This window comes from Arthrobacter sp. 10N410, from assembly GCF_056394945.1.
On record NZ_JBFTIP010000011.1, the window covers coordinates 1 to 21,512 of the forward strand.

Sequence of the window (21,512 nt, forward strand, 5' to 3'; positions counted from 1 at the left end):
GTGGATGTGCCGAAGGCGTCCGCGTCGCCGTCGTATGTGTTCCGGGTGAACCGGGATGTGGTGGTGCTCAATGATGTGAATTCGGGCAATGTGTGGCTGGTGAACCAGAACATGCAGCTGGTGAACAACTGGGACGACGTCATCCCGCCCAAGAACCAGTCCAACGACCAGGACCAGGAATCAGCGGACAACAACACTGTCAACATCCTCCCGGACCGCACCAAGCCCAACCGGCCCCCGGAAACCAAGCCCGACGCCGTCGGCGTCCGTCCCGGCCGCACCACGGTGCTGAGCGTGCTGGACAACGACTCCGACCCCGACGGCGACGTCCTGACCGCCGCCGTCTCCGGCAACGGGCCCAAGGCCGGCAGCCTCGAAAGTATCTACGGCGGCACGGCCTTCCAGGTCACCGTCCCGGCCGACGCGAAACCCGGCACCGAAACCTTTGGCTACAACGCCGCGGACGGCCGCGGCCTGTCCGCAGGCGGCAGCATCACCCTCAGCGTCGTGGGCGATGACGAAAACAAACCCCCGCTCTTCAAGCGCGGGGAGCCCACCACCATGCTCGTGGAGCAGGGCAAGACCGTCAGCCAGAACATCCTCACCGACTGGACCGATCCCGACGGCGACGACCTGGTCCTGATGGACGCCAAGGCGGACAACGACCAGGACCAGGTCAAGGTCCGCCGCGACGGCCTGCTCAGCTACCAGGATTCCGGGGCGGCCCCCGGCAAGAAGACCGTCACCGTCACCGTCTGGGACGGCCGGGCCACCACCACCGGCAAGGTGATCGTCAACGTCCAGCCCCCCGGTGCCCTGCAGCCGGTGGTCAACGCGGACCACGTGAGCGCCGTCGTCGGCCAGGACCTCGTGATCGCACCGCTGAAGAACGACGTCGACCCCAACGGCGGCGCCCTGCGCCTGGCCCAGGTGGAAGCGGCCGGAACCGCCGAGCTGGGCCCCGTGACCGACGGCGGAACGTTCACCTTCCGCAGCAACACCCCGGGCCCGGTCTACCTGAGCTACATCGCCAGCAACGGCCCGCAAAGCACCCAGGGCCTGATCCGGGTGGACGTGGAGTCCGGCAAGGACGCCGGCGACCCCGTGGCCGTGCACGACGTCGCGCTGCTGCCGGCCGGCGGCAGCGTGCTGGTGGACCCGCTCGCGAACGACTCGGACCCGGCCGGGGGAGTGCTGGTGCTGCAGTCCGTGCAACTGCCCGGGAACGCCACCGCCTCCGTCAGTGTGATCGACCACGCCGTGCTGCGGATCACCGACATCACCGGCACCAAGGAACCGTTCATCTTCCGCTACACCATGTCCAACGGCTCCAAGTCCGCCACCGGAAGCGTCTCCGTGGTCCCCGTTCCGGCACCCGCCGTCGTCGAGGCGCCCCAGCCCAAGCCGGACGAGGTGAACGTCCGCGTCAACGACGTCGTCACCATCCCCGTCCTGGCCAACGACACGCACCCGCAGGGCCAAAAGCTGACCGTGGACCCGGTGCTGCCGCAGCCCGTCCCGGCCACGGACGGCAAAAGCTTCGTCTCGGAAAACACGCTGCGCTTCATTGCCGGCGGCGTGCCCAAGACCGTCCGGGCCATCTACAACGCCGTGGACCCGCAGGGCCAGAAGAGCGCCGCGGCCGTCACCATCCACATCCTTCCGCTGGAAGGCGCGCAGAACTCACGGCCGCAGCCGAAAAACCTCACCGCCCGCGTGGTGGCCGGCGGCTCGGTCCGGATTCCCGTGGAACTCGACGGGATCGACCCCGACGGCGACTCCGTCCAGCTGACCGGCATCGACAGCACCCCCTCGATGGGAACCGCCACCGCCGGAAGCACCTTCATCGACTTCACCGCAGCCGGCGACGGCGCCGGTACCGACACCTTCCGCTACAAGGTCGTTGACCGGCAGGGCGCCGTGAACACCGGCACCGTCACCGTCGGCATCGCCCCACGCGGGGACACCAACCAGAAGCCGACGCCCGTGGACGACGCCGTTGCCGTGCGTCCCGGCCGCCAGATCGCCGTCGACGCCACCGGCAACGACACCGATCCCGACGGCGACCCGATCCGGATCCTGGCCGACGGCATCGAAGCCGCCCCCGAGTTGCAGGCCACGGTCAGCAAACAGAGCGGCCGCATCATCCTGCTGGCCCCGGGCCAGGAAGGCACCGTTAACGTCCGCTACAAGGTTGCCGACGACCGCGGCGCCACGGCCCAGGCCGCCGTCGCCGTCAAGGTCCAAAAGGACGTGCCCCTGCAGGCACCCATCGCCCGCGACGACCGGGTGACCTCCGCCCAAACGCTCGGCAAGACCGCCGTCGACGTCCCGGTGCTCAAGAACGACGAAGACCCCGACGGCGTCGGCGAAAACCTCAAGGTCAGCACCGAGGCCAAGACCGCCCGGCCCGGCCCCGAGGGCAACATGATCGTCGAACTCACCGAACAGCCGCAGCTGATCCCCTACACCGTCGAAGACGTCGACGGCCAGAAATCAACGGCCATCATCTGGGTGCCCGGCATCGGTCAGCAGGTGCCCACGCTGGCCAAGGACGACGTCGTGGAAGTGGTTGCGGGACAGTCGGTCACCGTGGACCTCAAGGAGTGGGTCAAGGTCCGCGACGGACGCTCGCCGCGCCTGACCCAGACGGACCGGATCAAACTGATCGGCGCCGACGGCTCCGATCCGGTCGCCAACAACGGCACCGCCCTGAAGTACACGGCCGGCAAGGACTACGCGGGCCCCGGCTCGCTCAGCTTCGAGGTCACCGACGGCACCGGCCCGGACGATCCGGCCGGCCTGAAGTCCACCCTCAGCATCCGCACCAAGGTGATCCCGGACCCCAACCGGAACAACCCGCCGGTGCTGCTGGGCAGCCAGGTGGACCTGCCGAAGGGGGACACCACCAGCGTGGACCTGGCCCGGCTCACCACGGACCCCGACGACGGCGACGTGCAAAACATGAAGTATGAACTGGCGGGCAACGTCCCACCCGGCTTCGACGCCCGCATCGAGGGGCAGACACTGAAGGCCTCGGCCAAGGACGGGATCGACGCCGGCGCGGACGGCGCCGTGCAGGTGAAGGCCAAGGACCCCCGCGGCCTCGAAACCACCGCAACGTACCGGTTCACGGTCACCGCCTCCAGCCGGCCAAAGCCGGTGGCCAACGACGACCTCGAGCCGAACGCGGCCGCCGGCAAGCCGGTCACGGTTCCGGTGCTGGCGAACGACTCGAATCCGTTCCCTGAGTCGCCGCTCAAAATCGTCGCCGCGACCGCCGAAACCGGCTCCGGGAACGTCGGCGTCGAGGGCGGCAACGTCGTGGTCACCCCGGCCGCAGGGTTCTCCGGCACCATGGTCGTGGCCTACACCATCGCCGACAAGACCGAGGACCCGTCCCGCCAGGCCACGGCCCGGATCCGGCTGACCGTCAAGGACCGGCCGCTGGCACCCACCACTCCGCAGGCGGCGAGCGTGGGGGACGGCACCGCGTTGCTGAACTGGACCGCGCCGGCGGACCGGGGATCCCCGATCACCAAGTACACGGTGTACGGCGAGGGCGGATTCCGGCAGGACTGCCCGGCGAACAGCTGCACGCTCACCGGCCTGACCAACAACGCGAAGTACCACTTCCAGGTCACGGCCACCAACGCCATCGACGAATCCGAACGCTCCCCGGCGTCGGCCGAGGTGCGCCCCGACGTCAAGCCGGATACCCCAGCGGCGCCGTCGCTGAAATTCGGCGACAAGCAACTGGCGGTGACGTGGGTTGCCCCGGCCTCCAAGGGCTCGCCGGTCAAGTCCTACGATCTGGAAATTTCGCCCGCGCCGGCGGGGCAAAACGCGCAGATCCAGAACCTCACGTCGGTCAGCTACGTCTGGAAGGGCCTGGAGAACGGCGTGGCCTACAAGGTCCGGGTCCTGGCCCGCAACGACGCCAAGGAGCCCTCCGAATGGAGCGGTTACTCCGCCGCGGAGACGCCCGCGGGCGTGCCCGTCACCCCGGCGGCGCCGAGCGCCAGCCAGGCCGGTTCCCTGGGCACGCAGAGCCAGCTCAAGGTCACTTGGGCAGCGCCGGACAATAACGGCGACGCCGTGTCCTCCTACACCCTGACCACGCTGCGCGGCGGAGCCGCCGTGGCCACGCAGAAGGTCTCCGACACCTCGCAGAACGTCACGGTGGACAACTCGGAGGCCGATTACACGTTCACCGTGGCCGCCACCAACAAGGCCGGCACGTCAGGGATTAGCCCGCAGTCCGCCCCCATCCGGGCCGCCGGCAAACCCGGCACGGTCAGCAGCGGTACCGTTGCCGCGCCCGGCAACAGCGGAGAACTGAAAGTCACCTTTACGCCGCTGACCCAGGCCCAGCGCAATGGCTCGCAGGCCTCGGAGATCAGCTACCGCTGGTCCACGGCGTACGGCTCGGGCCCGATCAACGCCCCGGGCGGTACCATCACCGGCCAACCCAACGGCAAGAACGTCACGGTGAACATCATCGCCGTTTCCACGAAGAACAACGTCTCCGGGGACGGCAAGAACATCGGTTCGGCCGTTCCTTATGGCCAGCCGGGGCGCCCCAGCCTCACCGGGGAGACTTCCTCCAAGGGCGACGGGCAGGTGCACTGGACCTGGACCCAGCCGAACGATGGCGGCCGGCCGATCAACCGGTACGAAGTGAACTACGACGGCACCGGCTGGAAGAGCGTCGGGCTGACCCTCCGCTACGATCACAACGCGGGCGGCTGGAGTCAAACCCACACCCTGAAGGTCCGCGCTTGCAACGGCACCGACGGCAACAACGACTGCGGCTTTGACGACACCGCCAGAGCCACTTCCGGGGCTGACCCGGCGCCGCCGCCGCCAACGTCCTGGTCCATCCGGGCCACCCCGGTGCGCACCTGCACGGAACCCAGCAGCAGCACGGACAGCTACCGGAACAGCAACCCGGACCAGTGCATCAGCCCGGGCAAGTGGTTCGACACCGGCATCACCGCGCAGGCGGACTACTACGTCCGCTGGGGCTCGTCCGGCCGGCTCTGGTACCACCTGACGTCCGGCCCCGCCGCCGGCAACTTTGCCCGGGGAGACACCACCAGCCTGGGCTCCACCCCGCCGGCGGGAATGCCCCAGCGATGACCGCAATCCTGTCGCCTAAATTAATCGCCGGACATCGCGGGGATTCCCCGCCGGCGCACACCCCAACGCATTACCCGAATGGAAGAGGAACCAGCGCATGACGATGACAACTGAGCAGGCCGAATGGTTTGCCGGCACCTTTGAGAAGCTCGTTGCCAACGTGGGGCAGGCCGTGCTGGGGAAGGCGCATGTCATCCGGCTGACCTTCACGGCCATGCTGGCCGAAGGCCACGTGCTTTTCGAGGACGCTCCCGGAACCGGCAAGACCTCACTGGCCCGCGCCCTTGCGGCGACCGTCCAGGGCTCCAACAACCGCATCCAGTTCACCCCGGACCTGCTGCCCTCGGACGTCACGGGCGTAACCATCTACGACCAGAAGACGCAGAAGTTCGAGTTCCACAGGGGCCCGATCTTCAACAACATCGTCCTCGCCGACGAGATCAACCGCGCCTCGCCCAAGACCCAGTCGGCGTTGCTGGAGGTCATGGAGGAGTCCCGGGTCACCGTGGACGGCTCCACCTACGAGGCCGGCCGGCCGTTCATGGTCATGGCCACCCAGAACCCGATCGAGCAGGCCGGCACCTACCGCCTGCCCGAGGCGCAGCTGGACCGCTTCCTGATCAAGACCTCCATCGGCTACCCGGACCACGCTTCCACCGTGCAGCTGCTCGGCGGCGCCAATCTCAAGGACCGCTCGAAGGACATCACGGCCGTGATCACCACCCAGGCCGTCGCGGACATGGCCGACCTTGCCGCCACCACCCACGTGGACACCGCGGTGCTGGAATACATCTCCCGGCTCTGCGAGGAGACCCGCAGCGCCCCGGAGACCCGCCTGGGCGTGTCCGTCCGCGGCGCCCTCGCGATGGTCCGTGCGGCCAAGGTCTGGGCGGCGAGCCAGGGCAGGAACTTCGTCCTGCCCGACGACGTCAAGGACCTCGCCGCCGTCGTCTGGACCCACCGCCTGGTGATGGACCCGGAGGCGGAGTTCTCCGGCGCCACCGCCGAGGCCGTCCTGGCCCGGGTGCTGGCCGACGTCGCCGCCCCGCAGCAGCGGGCCGCCGTCTAAGCGGCGCCTCCGACCGAGTCCAGCCGCGGGGCCCCGATTCCAGCCCCGCAACCATGCACGAACAAAGGCACCCATATGTCCACCAGCACCCCGTTGACTCGGCTTGCTGAACGCCTGAAGCGGCCCCTGTCCCGGGCCGCCGGTCCCTCCCGGCTGCACCCCTCCGCCGTCTGGGCCGAGGCCCGCAGCGCCGCCGCCCTGGCCCTGGACCCGGCCTGGCGCGCCATCCGCGGGCGCTTCCGCCGGCACCTCTGGCCCGTGCTCTCCGTCGTGAGCGTGCTCGGCTGGTCCGTGCTGGCAGCCTCAATATTGCTGTGGAGCGCCGGCCAGGCCTACGGCTGGCAGGAAGCCAAGGCCGCCGCGATCGCCGCCTTCGTCCTGCTGGTGCTGGCGGTCGGCTTCATCCTGGGCCGCTCCTCCTACGGCGTGCTGCTGGACCTCGCCCGGACCCGGGTGGCCGTCGGGGACAGCGCCGTCGGCAGCATCGCGGTGTCCAACACCTCCGCCCGCCCGCTGCTGCCCGCCGCCCTGGAACTCCCGGTGGGCGCCGCCACCGCCGTGTTCCACCTGCCCCGGATGAAGCCCGGACAGGTCCACGAGGACCTCTTCACCATCCCCACCGCACGCCGCGCCGTGATTGTGGTGGGCCCGGTCCGGTCCGTGCGCGCCGACCCCCTGCACCTGCTGCGCCGCCAGGTGCTCTGGACTGAACCCGAGGACCTTTACGTGCACCCGAAGACCGTGGCCCTGGCCGGTTCCGCCGCGGGCTTCATCCGCGACCTGGAGGGTATGCCCACCACCGACCTCTCCAGCGCCGATGTCTCCTTCCACGCGCTGCGCGACTACGTTCCCGGCGATGACCGGCGGCACATCCACTGGAAGACCACGGCCCGGACCAACAAACTCATGGTGCGCCAGTTCGAGGAGACCCGGCGGGCACACCTGGCCATTTCGCTCTCCACCAACACGGACGAGTACGCCTCCGAGGAGGAGTTCGAGCTGGCCATCTCCGCCGCCGCCTCGATCGGACTGCAGGCCATCCGGGAACAGCGCGACCTCGACGTCCTCACCCAGCAGGGGCCGCTGCGCTGCCAGACCGGCCGGAACATGCTCGATGACATGACCCGGATTGTCGGCGCGCCGCAGCGCAAGAACGCCGTCGACCTCGCCCGGACCCTGGCCGACACCGTGCCCAACGCCTCCGTGGTGTTCTTCGTGGTGGGCAGCAACGTCACCCCCACCCAGCTGCGCTCCGCCTCGGCTTCGGTCCCGCCGGGCGTGCGCAGCCTCGCCGTCCGGATCCAGGCCGGGGCCGCCCCGGCCCGGGCCAACATCGCGGACCTGACCGTGCTCACCCTGGGCGATCTCTCCGAACTGGCCATCGTGCTCAGGAAGGCGGCCGCATGAGCAACGCCACGGGCTTCCGGCCCCGCAACAACACCGCGGCACCCCGCCGCTCCGGCTTCGCCGACGGTCAGCCGGCCTGGCACTACCTGCTCGACGCCGGCGCCCTCACCCTGCTGCTGGGGCTCGGCGTGCTCGGCTTCAGCCTCAGCTTCGGCGGCGACCCGTACTACCTGGCCGCCGGTTTCGGCGGCGTCCTGCTGGGCCTCGGCGTCGCTGCCGCCAAGGTGCACTTCCGGCTCGGAGTGCTGATCACCACCGCGCTCGCGGTGGGCGCCTACCTGGTTTTCGGCACCGGCCTGGCCGTGCCGGAAGCCTCGATCGCCGGCTTCCTGCCCAGCCTCGAATCGCTGCGGACCCTGCTGGTGGGCGTGGTCTTCGCCTGGAAGGACATGCTGACCGTCGGCGTGCCGGTCGGGACCGCGGGCGGCACGCTGATCGTCCCGTTCCTGAGCTCGCTGCTGACCGCCCTGGCTGCCGGGCTGCTTATCTGGCGGCTCAAGAGCCCGTACTGGCCGCTGCTGCCGGTGCTGCTGTTGTTCATCACCGGCATCGCGTTCAGCACCAACGCCGGCTTCCTCACCGTGGAACGCGGCATCTCGCTGACCGTGGTCGCGATCGCCTGGGCCACCTTCCGCCGCGACGCCCTGCGCAGCAGCGACACCCGCAAGGTATCGGTGAACCGGCCGGACACGGACCAGGCGGCTGCCCGCACTGCGCGGCTCCGCCGGGTGGGCACCGCCGCCGCGGTGATCGCCGGCGCCGTCGGGATCACCGCCGTCGCGTCCCCGCTGGTGGCCGCCGGTGACGACCGGAAGGTGCTGCGCAACACGATCGTGCCGCCGTTCGACCCGAAGGACTACGTCACACCGCTGGCGAGCTTCCGCAACTTCGTCAAGGACAAGAAAGACGACAACCTCTTCCTGGTCAAGGGCCTGCCCAAGGACGGCCGGGTACGGCTCGCCGCCTTGGACGCCTTCAACGGCACCAACTACAACATGGACCCGAACGGTTCGGGCAGCTTCAGCAAGGTGGGCGACGCGAAGTCCCTGAACACCCTCGCCGACACCACCGGAATCGTGCCGACCAACAACTACACCCTGGACATCACGATCGAGGACTACCAGGGCTACTTCCTGCCGGGCGGCCGCAAGACCACCGGCATCAGCTTTGCCCGGGACGGCTCGGGCGCAGCCTCCGGGCTGTACTTCAACTCCGGCACGGACACCGCCGTGACCACCCGCGGGCTGGGCAAGGGCGATTCCTACAGCGTCCAGGTGGCGGACCCTGCGATGCTGGAGCACGGCCAGCTGACCCAGTACGACTTCGCCAAGGTGTCGCTGCCGGACCCGGGCGAGGTCCCGCCGGTGGTCGGTTCGCAGGCGAACGACCTCGCCGCCGACGCGCCCACCGCGATCGACCGGGTCCGCCAGATTGAGGCGCATTTCCAGAAGAAGGGTGCCTTCAGCAACGGCCTGATCGCCGACGGGCAGCTCCCCAGCGTCTCCGGCCACAGCTCCAACCGCATCCGCAGCCTGCTGACGGCCAAGCAGATGCTCGGCGACGACGAACAGTACGCCGTCGCCATGTCCCTCATGCTGCGTCATCTGGGTATCCCCTCCCGCGTGGTGATGGGCTTCTACCCGGACCCGAAGAGCCCGGAAAACGGTGCGGGCGAAGTGCAGATCACCGGCAAGGATGTGCACGCCTGGGTTGAGGTCGCTTTCGACCGGGTGGGCTGGGTGTCCTTCGATCCCACGCCGCCCAAGGACAACGTGCCGATCCCGCCGGATCCGGAGAACAAGTCCAAGCCCAAGCCGCAGGTCCTGCAGCCGCCGCCCCCGCCGCAGGAACCGGCCGAACTGCCGCCGGACTCCTCGCCGGACGCGCTCGACGCCGACCAGAAGAAGAACAACCCCTGGCTGTTCTGGGGTCCCCTGCTCGCCGCGATCGGCACGGCGCTGATACCGGTGGCGGTCCTCGCGCTGCCGCTGCTGCTGATCGCGCTGCTGAAATCCCGACGCCGGAAGGCCCGGTTCACCGACGGGCACCCCGCGCAGCGCGTCGGCGGCGGCTGGAGCGAGGTGCTGAGCCTCGCGACCGACCTCGGCGCCGGCGTGGACAACCGCGCCACCCGCCGGGAGTCCGCCGTCGTGCTCGGCGAAGCGTTCCCCGGGAGCCAGGGCACCACCACGCTGCTCGCCCACCGGGCCGACGCCGCCATTTTCGGGGCAGCCGAGCCGAGCGAGGAGCAGGTACGCGAGTACTGGGAGATCGTGGACGGCTCACTCAAGGAGATGACCGGGACCGTGGGCTTCTGGCGCCGCCAGCAGGCCCGCTTCTCGCCACGCTCACTGCTGGCCGACGGCCGGGCCGCGCTGAAGCTGAGCGGACTCCGCCCGGTCCTGCCCGGCCGGCGCCGCGGCGGCGGGGTTCCCGGCGGCTCCGGCCCGGTGTCCGGTCCGGCTGCGGTTGACCCGGCCAGCTTCGGTCCAGCTAGTACAGTGGAGCCCGGTCCGCACCAGGAACCACAGGGAACAGCCAGGAAGAACCGCAACGAGCCATGACCGACGACGTTGAGCGCTGCCCGCGCTGCCACCAGCCGATCCGGCCCGGCGCCGCGTTCTGCACCTCCTGCGCGGCGCCGCTGATCAACCGTTCGGCGCGCAACGCCGGGCGGGCGGACCCAACACCCGGTACTATCCCGGTAGCGCCTTCCGGGCACGGCGGTTCGTTCGCGCCGGGGCAGGCACCTGCCGGAGTGCAGCTGAACGGACAGGGTGTCCACGGACAAGGGGGAGGTACCGTTTTGCCGAACAAGCTTGAGCTGGTTCCCGCGGACGCCGGAAAACGGCTCGGCGCGGCGGTGCTGGACTGGACCGGCCCTGTGGCGCTCCTGGTGGTGCTCTTCGCCGTCGGCTTCGCCGGCGTCACCCAATCACGCAGCGCCGGCACCATCGTCTACAACACCTCCTCGCTGGTGCTCTTTGGCGGCATCGGGCTTGGGGCCACGCTCGTCTACACCCTGGTCCAGGCCATGATCGAGGGCCGGTCCGGCAACACCCTCGGCAACCGCATCGTGGGGATCCGCAGCGCCGACGCCGATGGGTACGCGCCCGGCGGCGGAGCGGTCTTCCTCCGCGGCCTGATCACCGGGGCCGGTGTGCTGCTGGCCGCCCTGGCCGCCGTGCTGGTGGTGGTCTTCCAGTGGTTCGGCGCCGCGCTGGTGATCCTCGGACCGCTCGCCCTGGTGGGTGGCGCCTGGGCCGTCCTCGTGGTCGTCTCCAACACCTGGGATCCCAACAGCAGGCTGCGCGGCTGGCACGACACCGCCGCCAAGACCCTCGTCTTCGACATCAAGGCCGGCCGGAACCCGATCACCACCGGCGGCATCCAGGGCCCCTACAGCTTTGCCCCGCTGGACCTTCCGCCGGTGCAGCAAGTCGCCTCGCCGGTGGCCGGCGCCGCGCGGCTGCAGCCGCAGGCGCCCGCGGCCGTGCCGGCCTCCGTGCCGGTCCCCGCGCCCGCGCCCGCTCCGGCAGCGGCTCCGCCGGCATCCTTCCGGCCAATGCCCGCCGACGCCGGCGCCGCCCCGATCGAGGCCGTCCGGAGCCAAGCCGTGAATGGCCGTGCGTTCAGCGCACACCCCGACGACGACCACGACCGCACGCAGGTCCGCGGCGACAGCTCCGCGCCGGTCACCGTGGCCATCCTGCGGATCAGGATCGACGACGGCCGGGAGGTGGAACTGGACCGGTCCCTGCTGATTGGGCGCAACCCCGCCGGCCACCCCGGCGAGGAATCCGTGCAGTTGCTGCCGGTGGCCGACCCGGGACGCTCCATCTCCAAGACCCACCTCCATGTGCTGGCCGGAAACGGCGGCATCTGGGTGACGGACCGCAACTCCACCAACGGGAGCGCCGTCACGACGCCGGACGGTATCCGCACCGCACTGGCACCCGGGGAACCCACCCACGTACGCCCCGGATCCACCGTGCACTTCGGTGACCGCTCCTTCTACCTAGGACAGGCATGACATCCCAGCCGGCATCCGTTCCTCCCGCCGAAGCCCCCGGAACCACCCCCAGCAGTGTCCCGAGCAGTGCCCCCAGCCTGCGGCTCAATTGTGGCTACGGCACGGACCGCGGCCTGCGCCGTGAGATGAACGAGGACTCCTTCATCGCGGCCGACCCGGTCTTTGCGGTCGCCGACGGCATGGGCGGCCATGAGGCCGGCGAGATCGCGAGCGGCATTTGCGTGCGCACCCTCTCCGAAATTCCCCAGCTCGCCACGGGGGAGCGGAACGCCACCGCCGCCGTCGTCCAGCAGTACCTGCTCGAAGCCGACGCCGGCATCCGCGAGGCGACCGACTCCCGCGCCGGCACCACCCTCTCCGGCGTCGTCGTGGTGGAACAGTCGGGCATCCCGTACTGGCTGGTGCTCAACATCGGCGACTCCCGTACCTACCGGCTCAGCCAGGGCAAGCTCAGCCAGGTGAGCGTGGACCATTCCGAGGTGCAGGAGCTGGTTGATGCCGGGGAGATCACCGCGGCCGAGGCCGCCGTCCACCCGCGCCGCCACGTCGTCACCCGTGCGCTCGGCACCGGCGACGAGACCGAAGCCGACTACTGGCTGCTGCCCGTCGAGGAGGGGGACCGGATCCTGGTCTGCTCGGACGGGCTCAACGGCGAGCTCGACGACGAGCAGATTGCCCGCATCCTGGTCTCCGAGCCGGATCCGCAGGCCGCCGTGGACGAGCTGATCCAGGCAGCCCTGCGCAGCGGCGGCCGCGACAACGTCACCTGCATCGTGGTGGACGCGAGCAACGTGGCGAACGACGACGGCGCTCAGACCGCCCCGCGCACGCCGGCGGAGGCCGAAGACGAAAACACCCTGCCGCGCACCGAGGTGCTGGACGTCGCCCCCGACGGCGGAGTCGCCGGCACCGCGGCGGAGCACGAAGGCGGGGCCGCGGCCGGATCAGGCGAGGAGCCCCATGGCCTCCGCTAACCGGCCGGGCGACGTCAGCTACACGCCGGGAACCTGGCTGGGCGTGGTCCGCTCCGGAACTGTGGTGTTGCTGCGCCCGGACACCGACCGCGCACTGGTCGACTCGCTCTGGACCCTGCTGGCCGGAGACCCGGAGATTCATGAGGTCCTGGACGCCGTGACCTCGGCCTCGGGCGGCTCGCTCGCCCGGCTGCCCTGGTTCGGGATCGTGGGGTTGCGCGGTTCGCTGCAGGTGTTCCTGCGCGGCGAGATCGATCTGGAGGTCCGGCTGGACGGCGGGGAATCCGTCGCGCTCAGCGGCCGTGACGTGACCACCTGGACCGAACGGCGCTTTGCGGCGGCCGAGAACTTCAGCGTGGACATCCCCGCGGCAACTGCCACCGCCCCGGCGGGCGCGCTGCCGCTGGGCGACGGCGTGGTCCTGCTGCAGGGACTGTCCTGCGGTCTGTCCGCAAACCCGTCCGCCGCCGCCGTGCGGCCGGACGCGGCGCCCCATATTGCCGTCCCCGACGGCGTCCCCACGGCTCTCCCCGGCGCCGTGCCTGAAGCCGCCGTCGAGGACCAGTTGCTGGCCGCCGCCGAAGCGGACATCGCCGCGGAACTGAGCGATCTCGGCAGTTCGGCCGACACGGTGCTGGAACTCCCGGAGGAGGAGCTCGACGCCGGACTCGCCACGGAGGCGGCCGCCCCTCCGTCGCCGGAACCCGCAGAGCCGGAACCCGCAGAGCAGGAGCCTGCCGAGCCTGAGCCCGCAGAGCCTGAGCCCTCCGAGCAGGAGCCGACCAGCAGCTACGACCACCTCTGGGAACAGACGGTGATGCGGAACATCGAAGACGCCGCCGTGCGCGAGGATCCTGAGGCCGAGGAGGAACCCGCGCCGGAGCCGTCCGACGCCGGGGAACCCGACCTCGCCGCAGCGGCTATCGCCCCGGCGGAGGAACAGGCGGAGGAACAGGCGGAGGAGCCCGCGGCACTCCGGGCGCCCGAGCCGGCAGCCCGCCCGGCCGTCCCCAGCGGGCTGATCGACTCGGTGCCCTGGCGCACCGGCGGCGAGCGGACGCCCGACGCCCCGCTGGCGCCGCGCGCCCCCGGTCCCGTCGCGCCGCCGTCGCTGTTGACCCCACCCTCCCCGCAGCCCGCCGGCCAGGTTCCGGCGCCGGCCGGTGATGCCGACCACGACGGCCAGACCATCATGAAGAGCGCCCTCAACGGCAGCCCCGCCGCACGCCCGGGACCCTCTCCCGCCAAAGACACAACCAAAGACACAGCCAAAGACCCCGCCACGGGCCCCATGGTGCTGGCCCGGGTGTGCCCGCAGGGCCACGCGAACCCGCCCACCAACGCCCAGTGCGCCTACTGCGACCAGGCGCTGCCCGGGGACGGTGTCCAGGTCCGCCGCCCCAGGCTGGGCCGGATGCGGCTCTCCACCGGCGAACTGATCGACCTCGACCAGTCGCTGATCGTGGGCCGGCAACCCTCCGTGTCCCGCGTGCAGGGCGCCGTAATGCCCAAACTCGTCCAGGTGGCGAGTCCCGGCGGCGACATCTCCCGCTCGCACGTAGAGGTCCGGCTCGAGGGCTGGCACGTGATGCTGTGCGACCTCAAGGCCACCAACGGCACGGTGCTGCTGCGCGAGGGCCAGGCCCCGCGCCGGCTCGCCCAGGGCGAGATGGCGATCCTGTTCGACGGCGACATTGCCGAACTGGGCGACGGCATTCAGCTGCGCTTCGAGGAGCTCCTGTGAACGCCAAACGTCCCGTCGCCCCGCCGCCCAGCATCCCGGGCTTCACCTACATCAGCCCGCTCGGCTCGGGCGGGTTCTCGGACGTCTACCTCTACGAACAGGACCGGCCGCGCCGCAGGGTGGCCGTCAAGGTGCTGCTCTCGGACCTCAAGACCGAAGGCGCCCGCCGCCGCTTCGAGTCCGAGGCAAACCTGATGGCCCAGCTGTCCTCGCACCCGTACATCGTGACGATTTTCGAGGCCGAGGTCACCGAGGCCGGGCACTCCTACCTGGCCATGGAGTACTGCTCCCGGCCGAGCCTGGACGTCCGCTACCGCCGCCAGCGTTTCAGCGTGGACGAGGTCCTGGCCGTCGGCATCCAGGTGGCCTCCGCCGTCGAAACCGCGCACCGCGCCGGCATCGCGCACCGCGACATCAAACCGGCGAACATCCTCGTCACGGACTACAACCGGCCGGCGCTGACCGACTTCGGCATCTCCGGCACCTTGGCCGGGGACCAGGACGAGGACGCGGGCATGTCCATCCCGTGGTCCCCGCCGGAACAGTTCAGCGACCGGCAGGTCGACGGCGTGCTGGTGGACGTCTGGGCGCTCGGCGCCACGCTCTACACCCTGCTGGCCGGCCGGTCCCCGTTCGTGCTCCCGGGCGCGGACAACTCACAGCGCGAGTTGATCTCCCGGATCACCAGCCTGCCGGTGCCGAAGCTGGGCCGTGCCGACGTGCCCGAGTCCCTGGAGCTGGCCCTGGCCACGGCGATGGCCAAGTCGCCGGCCTCCCGGTACTCCTCCGCCCACGCCTTTGCCCTGGCGCTGCAACGCATCCAGGCGGAGCTGAACCTCTCCGTGACGCCGTTCGAGGTCCTCGAAGAACCCCGCGCAGACGAGCCGCACCCCGATGACACCTTCGAGGAAACCCGCGTCCGCAGCGTCGCCGCCATCGACCCCGACGCCACCGGGCACGCCCCGACCTTCCCGGCCCGGGTGCCGTCCGCAGCGTCGCCGGACGACTCAACCACCTTCAACAACCCGGGCATCCGGGACACCAGCCGGGATACCGTCCAGCGGCCCGCCGCCGGGCCGGCGTTCGCGGCGCCGTCCGCCGCCGCCGCCGCGCCGCGCCCGGAGGACGACGACGTCGCCGCGACGGTCAACCGTTCCAGCATGGCGCCGCAGGAGGACACCCGCGGCGGGAGCTCCGGCGAAGCCGGCGGTGCCCCCTCGGGCCACGGCCGCCGGAACCTCGTGCTCTCGATCGTCGGCGGCGCGGTCCTGGCGATCGCCGTCGTCGTCGGCATTATCGCCGGGACCAACGGACCCGCGCCGGCCCCCAAAGCGTCCGAGCAGCTCAGTAAACCGCCGGCGGACGCCCTGGACAACGGCACCGTCCCGGACGTGGCATCGCTCTCCGGGAGGGCGGACAGTGCCGGAAAACTCACTTTCACCTGGAAGAACCCGCAGCCCAAGCCCGGCGACAGCTACAAGTGGCGGACGTACTCGCTAAAGGGCAAAGGCGACTTCCAGGCCGCCACCACGGCCAGGGTCCAGGTGGAGCCCAACCCGGCGGGGGAGACCTGTATCCAGGTGATGATTGTCCGCTCCGACGGCGCGTCCTCGCCGATGGAACAGGACTCCATCGCCTGCGCCAGGAAATCCTGAACACCACATCCCTGCCCAGGGCACACCCGAAACCAAGGCATACCGCCCAACAAGGAGACACCGACCATGGGGGACCTAGCGATAGATTTCTGCGGCGAATGGCACGAACCATCCGACGAGGACATCTTCAGCATCGGCCGCGAGGGCGACCTCGAAGTGGACGACAACCCGTACCTGCACCGCCAGTTCCTGCAGATCGCGCGGTATGACGGCATCTGGTGGCTCAGCAACGTCGGCAGCATGCTCTGCGCGACCATCGCGGACGCCTCCGGCGGCATGCAGGCCTGGCTCGCACCGGGGGCCCGCATTCCGCTGGTCTTCAGCCACACCAACGTGATCTTCACCGCCGGCCCCACCACCTACGAGTTTGCCGTCCACCTCCGGACCCCGGCGTTCCGGCAACAGGCCCGCAGCGAGGACAGCGGCGGAGACACCACCATCGGACCCGTGGTCTTCACCGACTCGCAGAAGGCCCTGATCGTGGCGCTCGCCGAGCCGATGCTGCGCCGCGACGGAACCGGCTTCAGCGCCATCCCCTCCTCCGCGGAAGCGGCCAAAACCCTGGGCTGGGCATTGACCCGGTTCAACAGAAAGCTGGACAACGTGTGTGACAAACTCGACCGGGTGGGAGTCGCCGGACTGCGCGGCGGAGCCGGCAAGCTCGCCACGAACCGACGCGCACGGCTCGTGGAACACGCCGTGACCTCGCATCTCGTGACCGCTGCCGACCTGGTGCTGCTCGAAACACAGCGCGGAGGGGACGAAGGATGAGGATCCGGCTGACCCTGCGCCGCGACCCCGCCGAGGCCAAGGACCTCGCTGTCACGGTCGACGGCCTGGCCACGGTGGCGGACATCGCCACCGAGCTCTGGGCGGCGGACCCGGCACGGCGCGGAACCCGGCCGCCGTCGAACCTCACGCTCAGCATCGAGGAGGCCTTCGCCGCCGGCGGCATGAAAGGCAGCGTCCTGAACCGGGAGGACAACCTGCTTGAATCCGGGCTGCGGCCCGGCTCGATCGTTGCATTGACCCAGGTCAGCGAGCAGTTCGCGGTGCCCGGGGCGAACCGGGGACCTGCGGCGGCGACCTTGCGCGTCCTCTCCGGCCCCGACGTCGGCCGCGAATTTTCGCTGCCCTCCGGCACCAGCTACATCGGCCGGGACCGGGACGTCGACGTCCGGCTGACCGACCCTTTGACCTCCAAGCGGCACGCCCGCATCACGGTGGGCGAAACCGTGGAAATCGTGGACACGAACTCCGCCAACGGCCTGCTGATGGACGGCCTGCCGGTCAGCCGCGCCACGCTGAACTCCTCGGACACCGTCACGCTCGGGGACACCACCGTGTCCGTGGTCTCCCTGGGCGGGAGCCAGGGCGCGGCGCCGAGCTCCCCGCTGATCAATTTCAACCGCTCGCCCCGCGTCGTGCCCCGCTTCGAACCGCACAAACGGACGCTGCCGGCCGGGCCGAAGCGCCAGGAGCACCACCCGTTCCCGTACATCATGCTGGTGGCCCCGCTGATGATGGGTGCCGTCATCTTTGCCGTCACGCAGAACATGATGTCCGTGATCTTCATGCTGATGATGCCGCTCTTCATCGTCGGCCACTACGTGGACCAGAAGATGCAGGGCAAGCGGGAACGCAAGGAACAACTCAAGTCATTCCGCGCCGCCATGGCCGCATTCCGTGCCGACATCACCGCGCTGCAGAAAGTGGAGCGCTCCGTCAGGCTGCAGGAAGCGCCGTCCGTCAGCGACACCGTGGACTCCATCTACAAACTGGGCCCGTTGCTCTGGACCCACCGCCCCGAGCATGCCGGCTTCCTGGGACTGCGGTTCGGGCTCGGCACGGCGCCGTCCCGGATCCAGTTCGAGGAACCGCACAGCAACGAGACCGAGCCTGAGTACATGGCCGAAATCCAGCAGTGCATCGCCCAGTTCGGCAGCATCGAGGGCGTGCCGATCGTCTCCCAGCTGCGCACCGCCGGCTCGTTCGGCCTGGCCGGGCCCCGCGGCCTCGTCGACGACGTGGCCCGCGGCATGGTGCTGCAGCTGGTGGGTCTGCATTCCCCGGCCGAAGTGGTCCTGACCGCCATCACCTCGGCGCAGTCCAAGGACCGCTGGGAGTGGCTGCAGTGGCTGCCGCACGCAGGTTCCGGCCACAGCCCGCTTAGCGGCGACCACCTCGCCGCCGGACCGGCCGGCGGCTCGGCCCTGCTGTCCAAACTTGAGGACCTGATCGACCAGCGCGAGGCCGCGGCACAGTCGCCGCGTCCGGAGCTGCGCCCCGGCCTCGCCCTGGAAGGCGCCGACATCCCGGAACCGCAACTGCCCACCGTGCTCCTGGTGGTCAAGGACGACGCCCCGGTGGACCGGGGGCGGCTCACCCGGGTGCTCGAACGCGGACCGGACTCCGGCGTGCACGTCATGTGGGTGGCCAGCTCCGTCCAGCAGCTCCCGGCAGCCTGCCGCGACTTCATGGCGGTCGACGGCGAACACGGCACCACCACCGGCCAGGTCCGGCTGGGCCGGCACACGTTCCCGGTCAGCTGCGAAAGCCTCGACGCCGGGCTCGCCGCCCAGCTGGCGCGCATGCTCGCCCCGGTGGTCGACGTCGGCAAGCCGCTCGAGGACGACTCCGACCTGCCGCGGGCGGTGTCCTACGCGACATTGATCGGCAAGGATTTCCTGGACAACCCGCAGGCCGTCGCGGACCGCTGGACCGAGAACAACTCCGTGCACGCCAGCGCCAAGCCAAACCGCAAGGACAACGGCACGCTCCGGGCCCTGGTTGGCTCCAAAGGCATCGAACCGCTCTACCTCGACCTGAAGAACGAGGGACCCCATGCCCTGGTCGGGGGCACCACCGGTGCCGGCAAGTCCGAGTTCCTGCAGTCCTGGGTGATGGGCATGGCCGCGGCGTACAGCCCGGACCGGGTGAGCTTCCTGTTCGTGGACTACAAGGGCGGCGCCGCCTTCGCGGACTGCCTGCACCTGCCGCACACTGTGGGCCTGGTCACGGACCTGTCGCCGCACCTGGTCCGCCGCGCCCTGACCTCGCTCCGCGCCGAGCTGCACCACCGCGAGCGGCTGCTGAACCGAAAGAAAGCCAAGGACCTGCTGGAACTCCAGCGCCAGGCGGACCCGGAGGCGCCGCCCTACCTGATCATCATCGTTGACGAGTTCGCCGCCCTCGCCACCGAGGTGCCGGAGTTTGTCGACGGCGTGGTGGACGTCGCCGCCCGCGGCCGCTCGCTTGGCCTGCACCTGATCCTCGCCACCCAGCGCCCCGCCGGCGTCATCAAGGACAGCCTGCGCGCCAACACCAACCTGCGCGTGGCGCTGCGGATGGCCGACGAGGACGACGCGGTGGACATCCTCGGCGTGCCCACCGCTGCGTACTTCGACCCGTCCATCCCGGGACGCGGCGCGGCCAAGACCGGGCCGGGCCGGATCCAGGGCTTCCAGACCGGCTACGCCGGCGGCTGGACCACGGAGAAGCCGCAGCGCCCGCGGATCGACGTCGTCGAGATGGCCTTCGGGTCCGGCGCGCCCTGGGCCGCCCCCGCGGCCGAGACCCCGGCCCGGGAGGAACCCGCCGGGCCCAACGACATCGCCCGTATGACGGCGAACATCATCAAGGCGGCGGACGTGCTCGCCATCGAGCCTCCCCGCAAGCCGTGGCTGGATGAGCTGGCCACGACCTACGACTTCTCCCGGCTGCCGAACCCGCGGACCGACGAGCGGCTGCTCCTGGGCGTGGCGGACGACCCCGCGCACCAGGACCAGCCGACCGTCTTCTACGAACCGGACCGCGACGGCAACATGGCCATCTACGGCACCGGCGGCTCGGGTAAGTCGGCGGCCCTGCGCGGCATCGCGATCGCTGCCGCCGTGACCCCGCGCGGGGGCCCGGTCAACGTCTACGGCATCGACTGCGGTTCCTCGGGACTGAAGATGCTCGACGCGCTGCCGCACGTCGGCGAGATCATCAACGGCGACGACGTCGAACGCGTCGGCCGGCTGCTGCGCTGGCTGCGCGACCTCGCCGACGACCGTTCGGCCCGCTACGCCGAGGTCCGTGCCGCCACGATCGTGGAATACCGCGAGCTGGCCAAAATGCCGGACGAGAAGCGCATCTTCGTCCTGGTGGACGGCATGTCCGCCTTCCGCGAGGCCTACGAATACAGCAAGCTCTCGGCGCTCTGGGACATCTTCCTGCAGCTGGCCACCGACGGCCGCCCGCTCGGCATCCACCTGGTCGTCACCGGCGACCGGCCGAACGCGGTGCCGGCGTCGCTGCTCGCCTCGATCCAGCGCCGGCTGGTGCTGCGGCTGTCCTCCGAGGACGACTACATGTCCATGGACGTGTCCAAGGATGTGCTCGGCGCCGGCACCCCGCCGGGCCGCGGCCTGCTGGGCAACCTTGAGGTGCAGCTGGCGGTCCTCGGCGGGAACTCCAACCTGGCCGTGCAGGCGCGCGAGGTGCAGAAGCTTCGCGAGGCCATGCTGCGCCAGGGTGTGGAGCGGGCGCCGCAAATCGAACGCCTGCCGGACACGGTGGACCTGGACGTGCTCCCGGCCGGCAGTCCGGACCTGCCGGTGATCGGCGTCGACGACGAGACGCTGCAGCCCGCCGAGATCCTGGCCAAGGGCCCGCTGCTGCTGGCCGGCCCGCCGGGCTCGGGCCGCACCGTGGCGCTGGTAACCCTCGCCTACGCGCTGCGCCGGTCCAACCCCGGCGTGGAACTGATCTACCTCGGCTCGCGGCGGTCCGCCGCGGCGTCGCTCAAGCTCTGGGACCGCTCCGTGGTGGGCGCGGACGACGTCGAAGAGGCCATCGACGAGCTGGTGGACTACTCCACCGGCACGCCGGGCAAGCTGGCGATCTTCATCGAGGGCCTGACGGACTTCACCGACACCCTGGCCGAGACCGGCATCGGCCGGCTGGTCACCGCGTCCATCAAGGCCGAGCAGTGGGTGGTGGGCGAATCCGAGACCTCCACCTGGTCCTCGGCCTGGTCCTTGGCACAACCGTTCAAGTCCGGCCGCCGGGGCCTGCTGCTCAACCCCGGGGACATCGAGGGCGACAGCCTGCTCAGCACCTCGCTGGGCCGGATCAGCGGGGACTTCATTCCGGGCCGCGGCTACATCGTGGGTCGCGGCAAGGTCCGCAAGCTGCAGATCGCCCTGCCGCCGGAGAACCGGAACTAGCCGCGGGGCTCGCCCAACTGACTCGCACTTGTTGTCGTTTTGGGCCCTCAAAACGACAACAACTGCGAGCTACTTGGGCGGGGGACCGGCCGATGGGGAGTGCTGCCCATCGACAGTTTTTTGCGCGGCAGGGTAGGTTCGAGGCATTGGATCTTCCGGATCAGCCGGGGGCCGCTGGGGATGCCGAGAGTTTCGGGTCCGGTGAACTAAGGAGTTTTTTCGAATGGCTATTTGGGGTGCAGATGTTGCTCAGCTCAAGACTCTTGGGACGAAGC

Annotated in this window: 10 protein-coding genes; all 10 read left to right on the forward strand. The window is 70.2% G+C overall.

Features of this window, described 5'->3' with window-relative positions:
• Positions 1-5,142: Ig-like domain-containing protein (locus AC1DB8_RS16405; RefSeq protein ID WP_476893625.1), on the forward strand; the 5,142-nt coding region annotated here is incomplete at its 5' end.
• Positions 5,143-5,239: 97 nt separating this feature from the next.
• Positions 5,240-6,211: an AAA family ATPase gene (locus AC1DB8_RS16410; RefSeq protein ID WP_476893626.1), complete on the forward strand. Its 972-nt coding sequence runs from the start codon at positions 5,240-5,242 to the stop codon at positions 6,209-6,211.
• Positions 6,212-6,286: 75 nt separating this feature from the next.
• A complete protein-coding gene (locus tag AC1DB8_RS16415) occupies positions 6,287-7,618 on the forward strand; it encodes a DUF58 domain-containing protein (RefSeq protein WP_441419534.1) in 1,332 nt (443 codons plus the stop codon).
• Entirely contained in the window at positions 7,615-10,182 is a 2,568-nt protein-coding gene (locus AC1DB8_RS16420; RefSeq protein ID WP_476893627.1) for a transglutaminase-like domain-containing protein, read from the forward strand. Before AC1DB8_RS16415 ends, AC1DB8_RS16420 begins: the two co-directional genes overlap by 4 nt.
• The gene (locus AC1DB8_RS16425) at positions 10,179-11,651 is read left to right on the forward strand and encodes an RDD family protein (protein WP_476893628.1); all 1,473 of its coding nucleotides are present in this window, start codon (positions 10,179-10,181) and stop codon (positions 11,649-11,651) included. The genes AC1DB8_RS16420 and AC1DB8_RS16425 overlap by 4 nt, the downstream gene beginning before the upstream one ends.
• Positions 11,648-12,625, forward strand: a complete 978-nt coding sequence (locus tag AC1DB8_RS16430; RefSeq protein ID WP_476893629.1) for a PP2C family protein-serine/threonine phosphatase — start codon at positions 11,648-11,650, stop codon at positions 12,623-12,625. Before AC1DB8_RS16425 ends, AC1DB8_RS16430 begins: the two co-directional genes overlap by 4 nt.
• Positions 12,612-14,369 carry an FHA domain-containing protein gene (locus AC1DB8_RS16435; protein WP_476893630.1) on the forward strand — a complete coding sequence of 586 codons (1,758 nt, stop codon included), beginning with the start codon at positions 12,612-12,614 and terminating at the stop codon, positions 14,367-14,369. Before AC1DB8_RS16430 ends, AC1DB8_RS16435 begins: the two co-directional genes overlap by 14 nt.
• Positions 14,366-16,024, forward strand: a complete 1,659-nt coding sequence (locus AC1DB8_RS16440) for a serine/threonine-protein kinase (RefSeq protein WP_476893631.1) — start codon at positions 14,366-14,368, stop codon at positions 16,022-16,024. Before AC1DB8_RS16435 ends, AC1DB8_RS16440 begins: the two co-directional genes overlap by 4 nt.
• 66 nt (positions 16,025-16,090) lie before the next feature.
• On the forward strand, positions 16,091-16,795 hold the full coding sequence (locus tag AC1DB8_RS16445) for a hypothetical protein (RefSeq protein WP_441419540.1): 705 nt from the start codon (positions 16,091-16,093) through the stop codon (positions 16,793-16,795).
• On the forward strand, positions 16,792-21,237 hold the full coding sequence (locus tag AC1DB8_RS16450) for an FtsK/SpoIIIE domain-containing protein (protein WP_476893632.1): 4,446 nt from the start codon (positions 16,792-16,794) through the stop codon (positions 21,235-21,237). The genes AC1DB8_RS16445 and AC1DB8_RS16450 overlap by 4 nt, the downstream gene beginning before the upstream one ends.
• Positions 21,238-21,512 lie beyond the last annotated feature (275 nt).